Origin of the sequence: Streptomyces sp. AP-93 (assembly GCF_022808175.1) — a bacterium.
GTDB lineage: Bacteria > Actinomycetota > Actinomycetes > Streptomycetales > Streptomycetaceae > Streptomyces.
Window position 1 is genome coordinate 531,995 of sequence record NZ_JALGBX010000001.1, and the last position, 15,402, is coordinate 547,396.

Annotated in this window: 13 protein-coding genes; 6 read left to right on the forward strand and 7 right to left on the reverse strand. The window is 71.8% G+C overall.

All coding sequences use genetic code 11. The annotated features are described in order from the left end of the window. The first annotated feature begins 22 nt into the window (after positions 1 to 22). The 5 genes from MTF69_RS02510 (at position 23) to MTF69_RS02530 (ending at position 5,563) form a co-directional block, all read left to right on the forward strand. Entirely contained in the window at positions 23 to 679 is a 657-nt protein-coding gene (locus MTF69_RS02510) for an isochorismatase family protein (protein ID WP_243330229.1), read from the forward strand. Further along, entirely contained in the window at positions 676 to 2,553 is a 1,878-nt protein-coding gene (locus tag MTF69_RS02515) for an anthranilate synthase family protein (RefSeq protein ID WP_243330231.1), read from the forward strand. Before MTF69_RS02510 ends, MTF69_RS02515 begins: the two co-directional genes overlap by 4 nt. Beyond that, positions 2,541 to 2,879 carry a hypothetical protein gene (locus tag MTF69_RS02520; protein WP_243330233.1) on the forward strand — a complete coding sequence of 113 codons (339 nt, stop codon included), beginning with the start codon at positions 2,541 to 2,543 and terminating at the stop codon, positions 2,877 to 2,879. Before MTF69_RS02515 ends, MTF69_RS02520 begins: the two co-directional genes overlap by 13 nt. Positions 2,880 to 2,908: 29 nt before the next feature. After that, on the forward strand, positions 2,909 to 4,129 hold the full coding sequence (locus tag MTF69_RS02525; protein ID WP_243330234.1) for a 3-hydroxybenzoate 6-monooxygenase: 1,221 nt from the start codon (positions 2,909 to 2,911) through the stop codon (positions 4,127 to 4,129). Positions 4,130 to 4,324: 195 nt separating this feature from the next. After that, on the forward strand, positions 4,325 to 5,563 hold the full coding sequence (locus MTF69_RS02530) for a transposase (RefSeq protein WP_243330236.1): 1,239 nt from the start codon (positions 4,325 to 4,327) through the stop codon (positions 5,561 to 5,563). On the opposite strand, the gene MTF69_RS02535 is transcribed toward MTF69_RS02530, so the two are convergent. After that, positions 5,560 to 7,509 carry a GAF domain-containing protein gene (locus tag MTF69_RS02535; RefSeq protein ID WP_243330237.1) on the reverse strand — a complete coding sequence of 650 codons (1,950 nt, stop codon included), beginning with the start codon at positions 7,507 to 7,509 and terminating at the stop codon, positions 5,560 to 5,562. The two genes, MTF69_RS02530 and MTF69_RS02535, sit on opposite strands and share 4 nt — an antisense overlap. Positions 7,510 to 7,655: 146 nt before the next feature. Next, positions 7,656 to 8,684, reverse strand: coding sequence for a mechanosensitive ion channel family protein (locus tag MTF69_RS02540; RefSeq protein ID WP_243330240.1), 1,029 nt, complete (start codon positions 8,682 to 8,684; stop codon positions 7,656 to 7,658). 49 nt (positions 8,685 to 8,733) lie between these two features. Between MTF69_RS02540 and MTF69_RS02545 the strand changes: the two genes are divergently transcribed. Beyond that, entirely contained in the window at positions 8,734 to 9,303 is a 570-nt protein-coding gene (locus tag MTF69_RS02545) for a dienelactone hydrolase family protein (protein WP_243330242.1), read from the forward strand. A 91-nt stretch (positions 9,304 to 9,394) separates the two neighbouring features. On the opposite strand, the gene MTF69_RS02550 is transcribed toward MTF69_RS02545, so the two are convergent. From MTF69_RS02550 to MTF69_RS02570, 5 genes are all read right to left on the reverse strand, one after another. After that, complete coding sequence (locus tag MTF69_RS02550; RefSeq protein WP_243330455.1) at positions 9,395 to 10,336, reverse strand: zinc metalloprotease; 942 nt, start codon at positions 10,334 to 10,336, stop codon at positions 9,395 to 9,397. Positions 10,337 to 10,558: 222 nt separating this feature from the next. Continuing rightward, positions 10,559 to 12,247, reverse strand: a complete 1,689-nt coding sequence (locus tag MTF69_RS02555; protein ID WP_243330244.1) for an alkaline phosphatase — start codon at positions 12,245 to 12,247, stop codon at positions 10,559 to 10,561. Positions 12,248 to 12,368: 121 nt separating this feature from the next. Further along, positions 12,369 to 13,166: a DsbA family protein gene (locus tag MTF69_RS02560; RefSeq protein WP_243330245.1), complete on the reverse strand. Its 798-nt coding sequence runs from the start codon at positions 13,164 to 13,166 to the stop codon at positions 12,369 to 12,371. A gap of 73 nt (positions 13,167 to 13,239) precedes the next feature. Next, positions 13,240 to 13,929 carry a hypothetical protein gene (locus MTF69_RS02565; RefSeq protein ID WP_243330247.1) on the reverse strand — a complete coding sequence of 230 codons (690 nt, stop codon included), beginning with the start codon at positions 13,927 to 13,929 and terminating at the stop codon, positions 13,240 to 13,242. A 50-nt stretch (positions 13,930 to 13,979) separates the two neighbouring features. Beyond that, a complete protein-coding gene (locus MTF69_RS02570) occupies positions 13,980 to 15,305 on the reverse strand; it encodes a DUF2252 domain-containing protein (RefSeq protein WP_243330249.1) in 1,326 nt (441 codons plus the stop codon). Positions 15,306 to 15,402 lie beyond the last annotated feature (97 nt).

A 15,402-nucleotide genomic window follows, 5' to 3' on the forward strand; every position in this document is an offset into this window, starting at 1 on the left:
CCGAGCGAGAGGAAGGCCGATCATGGCGGGAATTCCGCCCATCGACCCGTACCCCATGCCCTCCGAGGGCGACCTCCCCGTCAACACCGCCGACTGGACGGTCGACCCCGGCCGGGCCGTGCTGCTGATCCACGACATGCAGCGCTACTTCCTGCGCCCCTTCCCCGAGGGCGAGTCCCCCGTCAACGACCTGGTGCGCAACGCGACGCTGCTGCGCGAACAGTGCGCCGCCCTCGGCCTCCCGGTCGCGTACACCGCGCAGCCCGGTGGCATGTCGGAGCAGGAGCGCGGTCTGCTCAAGGACTTCTGGGGCGCCGGCATGAAGGTGTCCCCCGAGGACCGCCGGGTGGTCGACCCCATCGAACCGGGGCCCTGCGACTGGGTGTTCACCAAGTGGCGCTACAGCGCCTTCTTCAAGTCGGACCTGCTGGAGCGCATGCGCTTCGAGGGCCGCGACCAGCTCGTCGTCTGTGGTGTGTACGCCCACGTGGGCGTGATGGCGACGGCCGTCGAGGCCTTCACCAACGACATCCAGACCTTCCTCGTCGCGGACGCCGTGGCCGATTTCTCCGAGGCGCAGCACCGGCTCGCCCTGGACTACGTCGCCCAGCGCGCCGGGTCCGTCAAGACCACCAAGTCCGTGCTCGCCGAGCTCACCACGACGGGCGGTGCCCGGTGACCCCGGACCTGCTGAACCGGGTGCTGACCGGCCGCGCGCCGGCGTACGCCCTGCTGCACCGGCCCGAGACGACCGGTCAGGAGCTCCTGGAGGTGCTGCTCGGCGAGGTGTCGAACGTGGACACCCTCGCCGACGTCCCCGTCCCGGAGGGCTCGGTCACGGGCCCGCGGCACGAGACCCTGGCCGTCGTCCCCTACCGGCAGATCACCGAGCGGGGGTTCGCCGGTACCGACGACGGTGAACCGCTGATCACCATGGCGGTCGGCGAGCAGGCGGTGTTCCCGCTGGCCGATGCGCTGCGCAGGCTCCCCGACGAGCCCGTCACCCTCACCGGCGGCCACTTCGACGTGGACGACGACGCGTACGCCGGAAAGGTCCGTGAGGTCATCGAGCGCGAGATCGGCAACGGCGAGGGCGCGAACTTCGTCATCAAGCGCTCGTTCGTCGCGGAGATCACCCACTACACCCCGACCAGCGCGCTCTCCTTCTTCCGGCGGCTGCTGGAGCGGGAGTCGGGCGCGTACTGGACCTTCCTCGTCCACACCGGGGACCGCACCTTCGTCGGGGCCAGCCCCGAGCGGCACGTCAGCCTGCACGACGGCACCGCCGTGATGAACCCGATCAGCGGCACCTACCGCTACCCGGCCGCGGGCCCCGACCTGCCCGGCGTGCTGGCGTTCCTCGCCGACCGCAAGGAGGCCGACGAGCTGTACATGGTCGTGGACGAAGAACTCAAGATGATGGCCCGGATCTGCGAGGGAGGCGGCCGCGTCGTCGGCCCGTACCTCAAGGAGATGGCGCGCCTCGCCCACACCGAGTACTTCATCGAGGGGCAGACCTCCCGCGACGTACGGGAGCTCCTGCGCGAGACGATGTTCGCCCCCACCGTCACGGGCAGCCCGCTGGAGAGCGCCTGCAAGGTGATCAGCCGGTACGAGCCGGAGGGCCGCGGCTACTACAGCGGCGTCATGGCCCTCATCGGCCGGGACGCCGACGGCGGCCGCACGATGGACTCCGCGATCCTCATCCGCACCGCCGACATCGCGGCCGACGGCCGGGTGCGCATCGGCGTCGGCGCGACGCTCGTACGGCACTCCGACCCGCTGAGCGAGGTCGCCGAGACCCGGGTGAAGGCGGCCGGACTGCTGTCCGCGCTCGAAGGGGGAGGCGCGAGCCGTTTCGCCCGGCACGCCGACGTCCGGGGCGCCCTGGAGGAGCGCAACGAGGGCATCGCCGGATTCTGGCTGCGCAAGACCGCCGACCGGTCCCGGCCGGTGCCGGAGCTGGACGGCCGCAGCGTGCTCATCATCGACGCCGAGGACACCTTCGCCTCGATGATCGGCCACCAGCTGGCCTCCATGGGCCTGAAGGTGACGGTCAGCCGTTTCGACGAACCGTACGACACCGGCGCCCACGACCTGGTCGTCATGGGCCCGGGTCCCGGCGACCCGGGCGACACCGCGCACCCCAAGATCGCGCACCTCAGGGCGGAGGTGTCCCGGCTGCTGGACGAGCGGCGGCCGTTCCTCGCGGTCTGCCTCAGCCACCAGGTCCTCTCCACCCTGCTCGGCCTCGACCTGGTCCGCAGGACCGTGCCCAACCAGGGAGTCCAGCGGCCGATCGACCTCTTCGGCGCGCCGGAGCGCGTCGGCTTCTACAACACGTTCGCGGCGCGGCTGGCCGAGGACAAGTTCGAGCACCCGCAGGCGGGCATCGTCGAGGTCAGCCGCGACACTGAGACCGGTGAGGTGCACGCCCTGCGCGGACAGGGCTTCGCCTCGATGCAGTTCCACGCCGAGTCGGTGCTCACCGAGGACGGCGTACGGATCACCCGCGACCTGCTGATCGGAGTGGTGCGCTCGTGCGAGCGGTAGTCGTCTGGTGGGACCTGAAGGACTCCGCGCAGACCATCGACTCGCTGCGCGGGTTCCTGCGCGACGAGGCGGTCGACCGGTTTGGCCGACTGGCCGGTCTGCGGCTGAAGTTCTGGATATCCGACCGGGAGACCGACCGCTGGGGCGCGGTTCTCCTGTGGGAGTCCGCCGAGTCGGCCGCGCTCGCCGCGGCGCTGCCCAACCGGGCCGCGGAACTCATCGGCTACCCGCCCACCGAGCGTTCCTCCTTCGACGTGGAAGCCACCGCCGAGGGCGTCTTCTCGCTCGACCGGCTCGCCGGCCGCGGCCTGGCCCTGGAGAACTGAGCGATGCCGCCCACAGAAGGAGAACGAGGATGACGCACGTGCTCGTCGCCGGCGGCGGCATCGGCGGACTGGCGACGGCGCTGAGCCTGGCGGCCCGGGGCCACCGGGTGACCGTGCTGGAGCGCCGGCCCGCATTCGCCGAGCTCGGCGCCGGAATCCAGCTGGGTCCGAACGCCTTCCACGCCCTCGACCGGCTCGGTGTGGGCCGGGCCGTGCGCGACCGGGCCGTCTTCATCGACGAGCTGTCCTTCATGGACGCCACCAGCGGGGAGCGCATCGCGCGGATGCCGCTGACCGGCGCCTACCGGGAACGGTTCGGCAACCCGTACGCGGTCGTCCACCGGGGCGACCTCTACCAGCCGCTGCTGGACGCCTGCCGGGCGGCGGACGGAGTCACCCTGCGGGCCGGGCACGCGGTCATCCGGTACGAGCAGACGGCCGACGAGGTCACGGCGCTCACCGACACCGGGCAGCGGTTCACCGGGGACGTACTGATCGGAGCCGACGGCATCCGGTCGGCCGTGCGCCGCCAGCTGATCGCAGACGGGGACCCGCGGGTCTCCGGCCACACCATCTACCGGTCGGTCATCCCCATGGAGAAGGTGCCCGCGGAGCTGCGCTGGAACAGCGTGACCCTGTGGGCCGGACCCAAGTGGCACTTCGTGCACTACGCGATCGGCGGCGGCGAGTTCCTCAACCTGGCCGCCACCCGCGACAACGGCGCGCGCGAGGCGCTCGTCGGGCTGCCGGTGGACCGGGACCACGTCCTGGGCGCGTTCCCGGAGCTGGGCGACGTGGCCCGGCGGCTGCTGGAGCTCGGTGAGGAGTGGAAGACCTGGGTGCTGTGCGACCGGGACCCGGTCGCGGGCTGGACGGACGGCCGGGTGGCGCTCATGGGCGACGCCGCGCATCCGATGCTCCAGTACGCGGCCCAGGGCGCGTGCATGGCGCTGGAGGACGCGGTCGTGCTGGGTGAGGCGCTGGATCCGGGCGGCCCGGAGGTCGTCCGGCGGCTGGAGCGGTACAACGAGCAGCGGCGCGACCGCACGGCGAAGACCCAGCTGGTGGCACAGGAGATGGGCAGGAAGCTCTACCACGTCGCCGGCGAGGAGGCGGCGGCCCGCAACAGGATGCTCGCCGGGTACAGCGCCGACGACCTGTACGACACGGTGGCCTGGCTGCACGGGTCCCGTGACTTCACGGACGGGCCGGCGGCCGGCCCCGAACTCGCCGAGGGAGGCGTCCGTTGAGCCCGCCGCAACGTGCGTTCGTACCGGGGTAACCTCCGGTACGCCTGACCCGGCCGACCCCTGCACCCCTTGTGCCGCACGGGGTGTGGGGTCCCGTCACCACCCCCGGCCACAGGCAGGTGGCCGGCGCACCTCCCCCGCGCGGGGGCCTTGGGGCGACCGTGGGACTGCACTCGACGCAGCCAAGGGGGGCCCGTGGTGACCACCGTCATGAACACCATCGTCCGAAGGGAACTGTCCGTCGTGGGTCCGAAGGAGGTCCGGGCCACCGCGGTCCAGATCCGACGCGACCCGATCCGGGAAATGACCGAGGACCTGTGCGACACGGTCTTCGCCTCGCTCCGCCGCAAGGACCAGCGGGAGAAGGCCCTGCGGTACGTACGGGGCCTGCTCGCCACCTCGGGGCGCAAGTCCATCCGCAGCATCGCCGCCCACGTCGAGGGGGACGCCGCCGAACAGAGCCTGCACCACTTCATCTTCAGCTCCACCTGGGACTGGCAGCCCCTGCGCACCGCACTGTCGGGCTACCTGGAGAGCACCACCCCGCTGACGGCGTGGGTCGCCCAGCCGATGGCGATCCCCAAGGGCGGCGAGCACTCGGTCGGAGTGGGCCACCACTTCGACCCCCACCAGGGCCAGATGTTCCGCGGCCAGCAGGCGTTCGGCACCTGGTTCACCTCACCCGAGGTGGCCACGCCGGTCGGCTGGCGGCTGTTCGTACCGGACGGCGAGAACAACGTCGAGGCCGCCGCCAACTCGGTGCGGCGCAGCACCGGCAGCAGCCCCGAACCCACACACCACACGTCCTACGAGGAGTGCGCGGCCAGCGGTGTCATCGAGACCGTCAAGGCCGCCGCGATGCCCGCGCGCCCGGTCGTCCTCGACGTCCGCAACATCGGCACCCGTCCGACCATGAACCGCTTCGCCGAGGCCAAGATCCCCGTCATGGCCCGGATCAGCCCGATCAGCCGGCTGCTCGTCACCGACCCGGCACTGCCCGGCTACGGCGCCGGCCCGCTGAACGCCGGAGACATCCTCCAGTCCCTCAAGGGCCTGCGCGCGCCCGTCGAGTGGGTCGACCCGGTCGGCTCCTCGGCGCGCCGCAGCACCCTCGCCGTCGCCGTCGGCGTGATGATGCCCGACCCGTCGGCGGCCCGGCGCCGCCAGCTCGTACTGGTCGGCGAGTGGGCCGACCCGCACGGGCTGCCGACCCAGCTGTGGATCACCGACCTGACGCGGATGCCGGTGGGCCGCCTGCTGCGGCTGACCAAGCAGGCCACGCGGGTGGCGCTCACCTCCCAGCGCAGCGGCCAGGAACTGGGACTGCGCGACTACGCCGGACGTTCCCTGCACGGCTGGCACCGGCACGTCACCCTGGCCTCCATCGCCCACGCCGCCCACCGCCTCGCCGCGGCGCGGCAGCAGCGGTCCTAGAGTCCCGCGCCGGGATGCGCGGCCCCGGACTCGGTGCGCCGTTCGTGCAGGACGTCGCGGGCCTTGCGCAGCCGCAGCGCCATCTGGATCTCCAGGGCCCGGTCCGGCCTCTGCCAGTGCGGGCCGAGCAGTTCCGTGATGCGCGCCATGCGGCGCGAGACGGTGTTGGCGTGGACGTGCAGCGCCTCGGCCGCACGGGTGGGGCTGCCCCCCGACTCGAAGTACGAGTCCAGGGTGCGGGTCAGCTCCGTGAAGCGGGTCTCGTCGTAGTCCAGGACCGGGCCGATCGTCGACCCGATGAACGCGTCGACATCATGATCGGTGGACAACAGCATTCCCAGGAAGCCCAGTTCGCTCAGCGAGGCGGTTCCGCCGGCTCCGTCGAGTGCCGTCAGGGCGTCCAGGCAGCGCACGGCCTCCGCGTACACCTGGGCCACCTCGCGGGCGCTGCGCGAGGGCCCGGCCGCCCCGGTGGACACCGGGTGCCCGAGGAGCGGTGACAGATCGGCCGAGACCTGGCGGGCGGCGGCAGAGGCGTCGGAGCCGGGGACCACGAGCACGATGCACCCGCGGCGCACGCCCTTGAGTCCGTTCATCCGGTGGGCGTACGAGGACGCCCAGGCCACTGCCCTGCCCAGCTCCCCGCCCTCCGGACGGGCCACCACCACCACGTGGGGGCGGTCCAGCTCGATGCCCAGGCGCCGGACGCGCTCCAGCAGGTGCCGGTCGGAGCGGGTCGGCCGGTCCAGCAGCTCCTGGAGCAGCTCCTCGTGGACCGGGCCCTCGGCCGCGGCGGTACCGCGCTGGATCAGGATCAGCGAGGCCACGGTCTGGGCGGCCATCCGCAGGAGCCGTACGTCCTCGACCGTCAGCGGCGCCGAGGCGTGGAGCACCAGTACGCCGAGCTCCTCGGCGCCCGCCAGGACCGGGGCCAGCCACACGTCGCCGGGCAGCTCCACGGGCCGCAGTCCGTGGGCCGCCAGGGCCGCCCTCGCGAAGGCCTCCTCGTCGAGCTCCGTCGGCAGCTCACCGGTGGAGACCAGCGGCCGCCCACCGGGATCCCGGACCTGGACGACCCCGTCCAGCGCGTCCGCGGTCGCCCGCGCCAGCGCCGACAGGCTCGCCCCGTCCAGCACCAGACCGGCCAGCCGGGCGTGGCACTCCCACAGGTAACGGACCCGGGTCAGGGTGGAGTTGGTCTGGGAGCCGAACCGCTCCAGCTCGGCGACCTCCTCCTGGGTCTGCTCCAGCAGGCGTGCCTTCTCGATGGCGACGGCCGCCAGGTCGGCGAGCGAGAGAAGCAGCCCGATCTCGTCCGGGGTGAAGCGGCGTACGTCCCGGCTGGCGCCGTACAGGGCGCCCAGCGTGGAGTCCCCGTTGCGCAGCGGCACCGCGATGATCGCGTGCAGTCCCTCGGCCCGGGCCACGGTGTCGATGCCGGGGCCGTGCGGGACGGTGTCGTCGTTGAGGTAGTCGGCGCTCCACAGGGGAGCCCGGTGGGTCTGGGCTGCGCTGCCCAGGCCCGAGCCCAGTTCGAGCCCGACGTTCTGTGTGGTGGTCTCGCCCTCGGAGGTGCGTACGTAACCCGTGCCGTCGGGGCGGTTGAGGGACACCCAGGCCATGTCGAGGCAGAGCAGCCGCCGGGCCCTGCGGTTGATCACCCGGAGCAGGCCGTCCAGGTCGTACGGCGAGGTCAGGTCGTGCGCGGTGTCCACCAGCGCGGCCAGGGACGCCTGTCGCTGCCGGCCGAGCACGGCGTGTGCGCGCACGGTCCGGGCGAGCTCCAGGGCCCGCGTCAGCTCGGCGACCTCCGCCGCTCCGGCCCCGGTTCTTCGGGCCTCGTGCAGCAGGGTCTCGAAGAGACCGGGCGGCGCTTCCTGTGCGAGGAGCTCCAGCACGGCCAGCGCGCCGGACCCTCCCCGGTGGGAACCGGTCTCCGGTCCCATGCGTGTCTCCCCTCGTCTGACCAGCGCATTCAAGCCAGCTCCCCGAACCTAGGTTCCGTCCGCCGAAGGGTCAAGCGGAGCCCGTTCCCTGTGGCCGGGGACGTGGTGCGGCGGGAGTCAACACCCTTACCCGGCCTGCGTGTACGTCAGGGTCCGGGCGGGGGAACCGCCTCCGTCGTGATGATGTGAGGCAAAGCGTACGGGTGGTTGGCTGTCAGCCAGGTGATCATGTGTTCGCGCACCGCGCAGCGGACGGTCCAGACGGCGTCGCCGTCCTTCGCCGTGACCACCGCGCGGACCTGGATGGTGTGCGGGGTGGTGTCGGTGACGGCCAGGGAGCCGGTGCGGCCGTCCCATTCCGGGACGTCCCGCAGGATCCGCTGGAGCTGCTCGCGCATCAGGTCCACCGGGGCACTGTGGTCCAGGTGCCAGAACACGGTGCCCGTCATCTGCGCGCCACCGCGCGACCAGTTCTCGTACGGCTTGCTCGTGAAGTACGAGACCGGCATCGTGATCCGGCGCTCGTCCCAGGTGCGGACCGTGAGGAAGGTGAGGGTGATCTCCTCGACCGTGCCCCACTCCTTGTCCACCACCACCGTGTCGCCGATCCGGACGGTGTCGCCGAAGGCGATCTGCAGTCCGGCGAAGAGGTTGCCGAGGGCGGCCTGCGCCGCGATGCCCGCCACGATGCCGAGTACGCCCGCCGAGGCCAGCATCGAGGTGCCGACCGTCCGCATCTCGGGGAACGTCAGGAGCATCGCACCGAGGGCCACCACGATCACCACCGCCGTGACCACCCGCTGGATCAGCGTGACCTGCGTGCGGACCCGGCGGACCCTGGCCTGGTCGGAGGCATCGGCGGCGTAGCGGGCGTACGTGGAGTCCACGATCGCCGTCGTGATGCGGATCAGCAGCCACGCGGCCGCGGCGATCAGGACCAGGGTCAGCACGTGCCCGGGGCCGTCCGCGCGCCGCCGCACGGCCTGGAGCAGGGAGGCGGCCAGGACCACCAGGAACGGCGGCCGGCAGCGGCGCAGCAGCCCCCACAGCGGGGTCTCGCTGTGCCGGGCGTCCGCGCGGCGGAGCAGCAGGTCCAGCAGCCAGCCCGCGAGCAGGGTGATGGCCAGGGTGCCGGCGACGGCCGCGATCGGGCGCAGGAAGGAGTCCGTGTCCATGCAGGCAACGTAACCGGAGGGGATCGCTCGAAACTGGCACGATGGGGGCATGAACATCATGCTTTTCCATTCGACCTACGGGCTGCGGCCCGCCGTGCGGGAGGCGGCCGACCGGCTGCGCGCGGCCGGGCACCAGGTCCAGGTGCCGGACCTCTTCGAGGGACGCACCTTCGAGACCGTCGAGGAGGGCATGGCCCACCAGGAGGAGATCGGCCGCGACGAACTGCTCAAGCGGGCGGTACTGGCTTCGGCCCCCTACTCCGACCAGGGCCTGGTCTATGCCGGCTTCTCCTTCGGAGGCTCGATCGCCCAGCACCTGGCGCTCGCCGACGAGAAGGCGCGCGGGCTGCTGCTCCTGCACGGGACGGCCGACCTGGAGGAGGGCGCCTACGTCGACGAGCTGCCGGTGCAGCTGCACATCGCCGACCCGGACCCCTTCGAGCCGCACGACTGGCTCACGGCCTGGTACCTGCGGATGCGCAAGGCCGGGGCGGACGTCGAGGTCCACGGCTATCCGGGGGCCGGGCACCTGTTCACCGATCCGGGACTGGACGACTACGACGCCGAAGCCGCCGAGCAGGCCTGGGCGGTCGCCCTCGCCTTCCTCGACTCCCTGTAGGCGGAAGCGCTGTAGCCGGACGCGGATGGGGCCCCTCGGGAGGGGCCCCATCGTCATGTGTGCGTCAGGACGTCAGGACGTCGGCACTGCGTCAGGCGCGGTACGCCGTCCACATGCTGTTCATGCGGGTCACCTGGCCCGCGGTGAACTGGTACATGCAGTTGTCGTACGTGTAGTCCATGAAGTTGTGGATCGGGTCGACGCCCGCCTTGCTGGCGCAGGTGTCACGTCCGGTCGGGCACTGGTAGGCCGCGCTCTTCTCGGCCGGGGTGTCCGAGACGGAGTCACCGCTGCCGTTGCAGCCGCCCTGGAAGGTGTGGTAGAGCCCGAGCCAGTGGCCGACCTCGTGGGTCGCGGTGTCGCCCTCGTTGTAGTTGGCGGCGGAGCCGCCGGGCAGCGAGGTGTCGAGGACGACGACGCCGTCCATCGACGGCTGGGAGGCGTAGGAGCTGGGGAAGGTGGCCCAGCCGAGCAGCCCGCCCGAGAGGTTCGCGGTGTAGAAGTTCAGTGCGTTCGCGCCGCCCTTGCGCAGGGTGGTCTTCATGGTCTTCTCGGCCGTGGAGCCGGAAGCCAGGTTGTACCAGCTCGCGTTGTCCGTGTAGTCGGTCGCCGCCAGGGTGAACTGGTAGTTGGTGTTGACGTTTCCGGTGCCCTGGCCGCCGAAGGCCGCGTTGAGGACCGCCATCTGGTTGTTGATGTCGGTGGACGTCAGCTTTCCGGTGGTGCCGGAGTGGACGACGTGGAAGTACACGGGGATGCTCGTGACCGCCTCGGCGACGCGCAGGCTGCGCGGCTCCTTCGAGATCTTGTCGAGCTTCGCCTTGAGGTCGGCGTCCATCGCCTTGGACTGGGCCTCGGTGACCTCGTTCGGCTCGGCCGCGTGCTGGTCCTTCGGGCGCGCCACACGGGCGTTGGCCGCCGCGCCGGAGACCTCCTCGGCGCACACCTCGGCGCCGGTCTTGGCGGCGGCGACCGTGGTGGGGGCGGCGAGCGGGGTGAAGGCCAGGGTGCCGGTGAGTAGGGCGGCACCCATCAGGCGGCGGCGAAGAAGGGGGGATATGCGGGCAAGAGCGCGCACGTGTGCTCCTCGCGAGTGGGGGGTTGAGCGGGAGGGATCTCCTCAGCTGGCGGGAATCTTACGTGCGCATGTCATAAACAGGTCAAGTGCTCTACGTAAAAGATTTGTTGCTTCTGATGTCAAAGGGGCGCCTGGTCTACGCCAAGCGCCCCTCCGGACGGGAAATCTGGCGGAGTGTCAGCGCACCGGCCGGTCCGCCCGCTCGACCTTCTGGGTCCCGTTGAGCGTGCGGTACGAGCGCGCCCAGGCGGCCGTGGCGTCCTGGCGCCGCTTGTCCGAAACCACGTAGTAGTCCATCTGGGAACGCTCGGCCGCCACGTCCAGCACGCCGTAGCCGTGGGCGTCCATGTCCAGCCACTTCACGTGCCGGTTGGCGGCCTTGATCGCCGTCTCGGCGACCAGCGAGGCCGTGTCGGCCGGTACGTGCAGCAGGTCGTCGATGTTGTCGGAGGTCACCGACGTCACCACGAACTCCACGCCCGCCGACCGCGACCACGGGTAGGTGGCCGCCGTCACCGGCACGTCGTTCGCCCAGGCCATGTGGATGTCGCCGGTCAGGAAGACGGTGTTGCGGACGGAACGGTCCGTCAGGTGCCCCAGCAGCTCCCGGCGGTCGTCCGTGTACCCGTCCCACTGGTCCACGTTGACCGCGAGACCGCCCGCGGGCAGCCCGAGCAGTTCGGTGAGGGGCCCCAGCAGGTGCGCGGGCAGCGAGCCGAAGGCGACCGGCGAGATCATCACCGAGGTGCCCACCAGCTTCCAGGTGGCCTGCGAGCCGGCCAGCCCGGCCTTCAGCCAGTCCAGCTGAGCCCGCCCGGTGAGGGTGCGCTCCGGGGCGTCCACCGCGCCGCTGCCGATGCCCGACTGCTGCGAGCGGAAGGTGCGCAGGTCCAGCAGGTGCAGGTCGGCGAGGGTGCCGAATTGCAGCCGGCGGTAGACGGTGCCCTCGGTGGAGGTGCGGACCGGCATCCACTCGAAGTACGCCTGCCGGGCGGCGGCAGCGCGGGCCGCGAAGGAGCCCTCGGCGGCGGGGTCGTGGTTCTCGGCTCCGCCGGACCAGGTGTCGTTGGCGATCTCGTGGTCGTCCCAGATCGCTATGACCGGGTGGGCCTGGTGCAGGGCCTGCAGGTCCGGGTCGGTCTTGTACTTCCCGTGGCGGGTGCGGTAGTCGGCCAGGGTGAGGATCTCGTGCAGCGGCTCGTGCTGCCGTACGACGTACTTCGCCTCGGGGTAACCGCCGCTCTGGTACTCGTAGATGTAGTCGCCCAGGTGCAGTACGGCGTCCAGATCGGCCCGCGCGGCCAGGTGGCGGTACGCGGAGAAGTAGCCGGACTCCCAGTTGGCGCAGGAGACCACGCCGAAGCGGACCCCGGCGGGCGCGGTCGCGGCGGCGGGGGCGGTGCGGGTGCGCCCGGCCGGGGAGACGGTGGCGCCGGCGGTGAACCGGTACCAGTAGGCCGTCTGCGGCCGCAGGCCCCGTACATCGGCCTTGACGGTGTGGTCCGAGGCGGCGCTCGCGGTGACGGTGCCGCTCGCGACGACCTGGGAGAAGGCCTTGTCCTCGGCGACCTCCCAGCCCACCGCGACGGCCGGGCCCGCACCGGAGCCCGGTACGGCCCCCGCGGTCGGGGTGACGCGGGTCCACAGCAGGACCCCGTCGGGGAGCGGGTCGCCCGAGGCGACGCCGTGCAGGAAGGAGGGGGCGTCGGCGGTGGTGCCGGTGCCCGTGGCGGCGTGGGCCTCGGCGCCCAGCGCGGCGATCGGGACGAGTGCCGCCGTGGCCGCCGCGGCCAGGACGACCGTACGGCGGCGGGGTGTCGACGGAAGCGTCGATTCCGGGGCGGAAGGGGAGAGTTGACTGGTCACGGATGATCATATTACCGACGGGTACTCGATCGGTGCCAGCCTCTTGACAGCAACGGACGGGCGAACTCTGGGAGTTCGCCCGTCCGTCGGGGTGCTGCGAGGGGGAGGGGAGGGGCAGGGATCAGCCGGCGATGGCCTTGTCGATCGCCGTCGTGAACGCCTCGGGCGACTGCGGCAGCGGGTCGATCTTCTTGCCGTCCATCTTCAGCGTCGGCGTGCCCTTCACACCGCTCTTGTCGAAGGTCTTGGACATCTCCAGCGCCCACCGGTCGTAGGTGCCGTCGTCGAGCGCCTTCTTGAACTCCGCGTTGCCCTTGAGCGCCGGGACCTGGTCCGCGACCGACAGCAGGTAGTCGTCCTTGGCGAACTTGTCGTCCTTCTCCTCCGGGTGGTTCGCCGCGGAGTAGAGGGCCGTCTTGTACTCGAGGAACGCCTCGGGGCTGACGTTGAGGGCCGCGCCCAGCGCGCTCAGGGCGTTCTTCGAGCCGCTGCCGGGGAAGCCGTTGTCCAGGAAGGTGGCGCCGACGAACTGGATCTTGTACTTGCCGGCGTCGACGTCCTTCTTGAGCTGCGGGCCGACCGCCTGTTCGAAGCTCGCGCAGACCGGGCAGCGCGCGTCCTCGTACAGCTCCAGGGTCTTCTTGGCGTCGGCCTTGCCTATGACCACCGTCGTGCCGTTCTCGCCCGAGGTGTTCTTCGGCGCGACCACGGGCGCGTCGGCGGCCTTCTCCCAGGCGCTCGGCTTGCCGGACTGGACGACGGCGTAACCGACGCCGCCGGCCAGGGCGAGGGCGGCCACGACGCCGCCCGCCACGAACACCTGCCGGCGGACCTTGGCCTTCTTGGCCTGCTGCTCGCGCTCGATGCGCAGCTTCTCGCGGGCCGCCGCCTTGTTCGCCTGGCTGTTGCGTGCGCTCATCGTTCTCTCCATGGGGGGTGGCTCCGCGGTGGAGCCGGCTGGAAGGGGGGACTGAGGGGACTGTCTTCGGACCTCAGGCGCGAGCGAACGCGCCGGGTACACGAGGAGGTCCCCGCCGTCCCACGGAGTGCACGGGGAAGCGGGTACGGGCCACCGTGCTCGCCAGCGCGGCCCGCGCCGAGCGCCGCACCGGAGCGAGGGCCCGCGCCGCGCGGGCCGAGGCCATCCGCAGCGGCCGGAAGGCGCAGGCGGACGCGGCGCGCAGCAGCCGGCCGAGCGCCCGCTCCCCGCGGTGCAGCCACAGCGAGGCGAGCAGTCCGACCGATACGTGCGCCCCCAGCAGCAGCCAGGGCGCCCACGGTCCGGGTGCGGCCAGCAGCGCGGCCGGATCGGCGGGCCCGCCCACCTCGGCCAGCGCCCCGCCCACCGGGCTGCCCCCGCAGAAGTCGGCAAGCCCCAGGGCACGCAGCGGACCCGAGACGGGGCCGCCCGCGGGGCCGTAGCAGAGGTGCTGGCCGGAGGTCAGGACGGTGTCGGCGGCCAGTTCCAGGGGGACGAGCAGCCCGGCGATGTGACCGAGGCCCCGCTCGCGGCCGGCCAGGGCGAAGGCGATCGCGAAGACCGCGGCGAAGGCCCCTCCCACCAGGGCGGGAGGCAGCGGCACCCGGGACATCAGGACGTGCGAGCCGGTCGAGAGCAGCACGACGATCGCGCTGAACAGCGCGGCCCGCAGCCCTCGGAGACCCACCCCTGATATGTCCATCGTCGCGAGTGTGCCATGCGTCCCTGTGGGGACGGGCCCTCGGTCCCCGGCTAGGGGAGGATCCGGCCGTTGCGGAAGAGGTCCACGAAGATCTGGTGGTCGGCGCGGGCCCGGGCGCCGTAGGCGTGCGCGAAGTCCACCAGCAGGTCCGCGAAGCCCTCCTCGTCGGCGGCGATGGCCGCGTCGATGGCCCGCTCGGTGGAGAACGGGACCAGCGTCTGACCGCTCTCCTGCTCGTCCGCCGCGCCGTGCATGGTCGCGGTCGCCCGGCCCAGGTCGGCGACCACGGCCGCGATCTCCTCCGGGTCGTCCAGGTCCGACCAGTCCAGGTCCACGGCGTACGGGGAGACCTCCGCGACCAGCTGCCCGGCCCCGTCCAGCTCCGTCCAGCCGAGCCACGGGTCGGCGTGCGCCTGCAGGGCCCGCTGCGAGATCACGGTGCGGTGCCCCTCGTGCCGGAAGTACTCGCGCACCGACCGGTCGGTGACGTGCCGGGACACGGCCGGGGTCTGCGCCTGCTTGAGGTAGATCACGACGTCGTTCTCCAGGGCGTCGCTGTGCCCCTCCAGCAGGATGTTGTACGAGGGCAGGCCCGCCGAGCCGATCCCGATGCCCCGGCGGCCCACCACGTCCTTGACCCGGTAGGAGTCGGGGCGGACCAGGGACTCGTCGGGAAGGGTCTCCAGGTACCCGTCGAAGGCGGCGAGCACCTTGTACCGGGTGGCCGCGTCCAGCTCGATGGTCCCGGGGCCGGGGGAGAAGCGGCGCTCGAAGTCACGGATCTCGGTCATCGAGTCGAGGAGCGAGAAACGGGTGCGGCGGCGGGCGGCGCGCAGGGCCTCCAGCAGAGGGCCGTCGGCGGTGTCCAGAGTGAAGGCCGGAACCTCGTCGTTCTTGGCTCCGGTGGCCAGCGCGTGGATGCGCTCCCGGTAGGCAGCCGCGTAGATCCGTACCAGCTCGCCGATCTGGTCGTCGCTGAGCGCCTTGGTGTAGCCGAGCAGGGCGACGGAGGCGGAGAACCGCTTCAGGTCCCAGGTGAAGGGGCCGACGTAGGCCTCGTCGAAGTCGTTGACGTTGAAGACCAGCCGGCCCTGCGCGTTCATGTAGGTGCCGAAGTTCTCGGCGTGCAGATCGCCGTGGATCCACACCCGGCCGGTGCGCTCGTCCAGGTACGGGCCGCCGTGCCGCTCGTGCTCCAGGTCGGCGTAGAAGAGGCAGGCGGTGCCCCGGTAGAAGGCGAAGGCCGAGGCCGCCATCTTGCGGAACTTGACCCGGAAGGCCGCGGGGTCGGCGGTGATCAGCTCGCCGAAGGCGATGTCGAACACGTCGAGTATCTGCTCGGCGCGCTGCTCGTCGGTCGTTTCGGGAACCGCCATGGCGGGTGCCTCCAGGTGGTGCGGTGGATCGGCGTTTTTGATCAGGCGCAGCGGACAGGCGTCCTTGGGTCTGCAACGGACGAAGGTACCCGTCGGT

Coding starts and splice junctions, on each gene's coding strand:
- MTF69_RS02550 (WP_243330455.1), bottom strand. CDS start 10,336: ATGGGTGCCGCCCTACTCACCGGCACCCTGGCCTTCACCCCGCTCGCC.
- MTF69_RS02525 (WP_243330234.1), top strand. CDS start 2,909: ATGACGCACGTGCTCGTCGCCGGCGGCGGCATCGGCGGACTGGCGACG.
- MTF69_RS02540 (WP_243330240.1), bottom strand. CDS start 8,684: ATGGACACGGACTCCTTCCTGCGCCCGATCGCGGCCGTCGCCGGCACC.
- MTF69_RS02565 (WP_243330247.1), bottom strand. CDS start 13,929: ATGGACATATCAGGGGTGGGTCTCCGAGGGCTGCGGGCCGCGCTGTTC.
- MTF69_RS02545 (WP_243330242.1), top strand. CDS start 8,734: ATGAACATCATGCTTTTCCATTCGACCTACGGGCTGCGGCCCGCCGTG.
- MTF69_RS02560 (WP_243330245.1), bottom strand. CDS start 13,166: ATGAGCGCACGCAACAGCCAGGCGAACAAGGCGGCGGCCCGCGAGAAG.
- MTF69_RS02535 (WP_243330237.1), bottom strand. CDS start 7,509: ATGGGACCGGAGACCGGTTCCCACCGGGGAGGGTCCGGCGCGCTGGCC.
- MTF69_RS02510 (WP_243330229.1), top strand. CDS start 23: ATGGCGGGAATTCCGCCCATCGACCCGTACCCCATGCCCTCCGAGGGC.
- MTF69_RS02570 (WP_243330249.1), bottom strand. CDS start 15,305: ATGGCGGTTCCCGAAACGACCGACGAGCAGCGCGCCGAGCAGATACTC.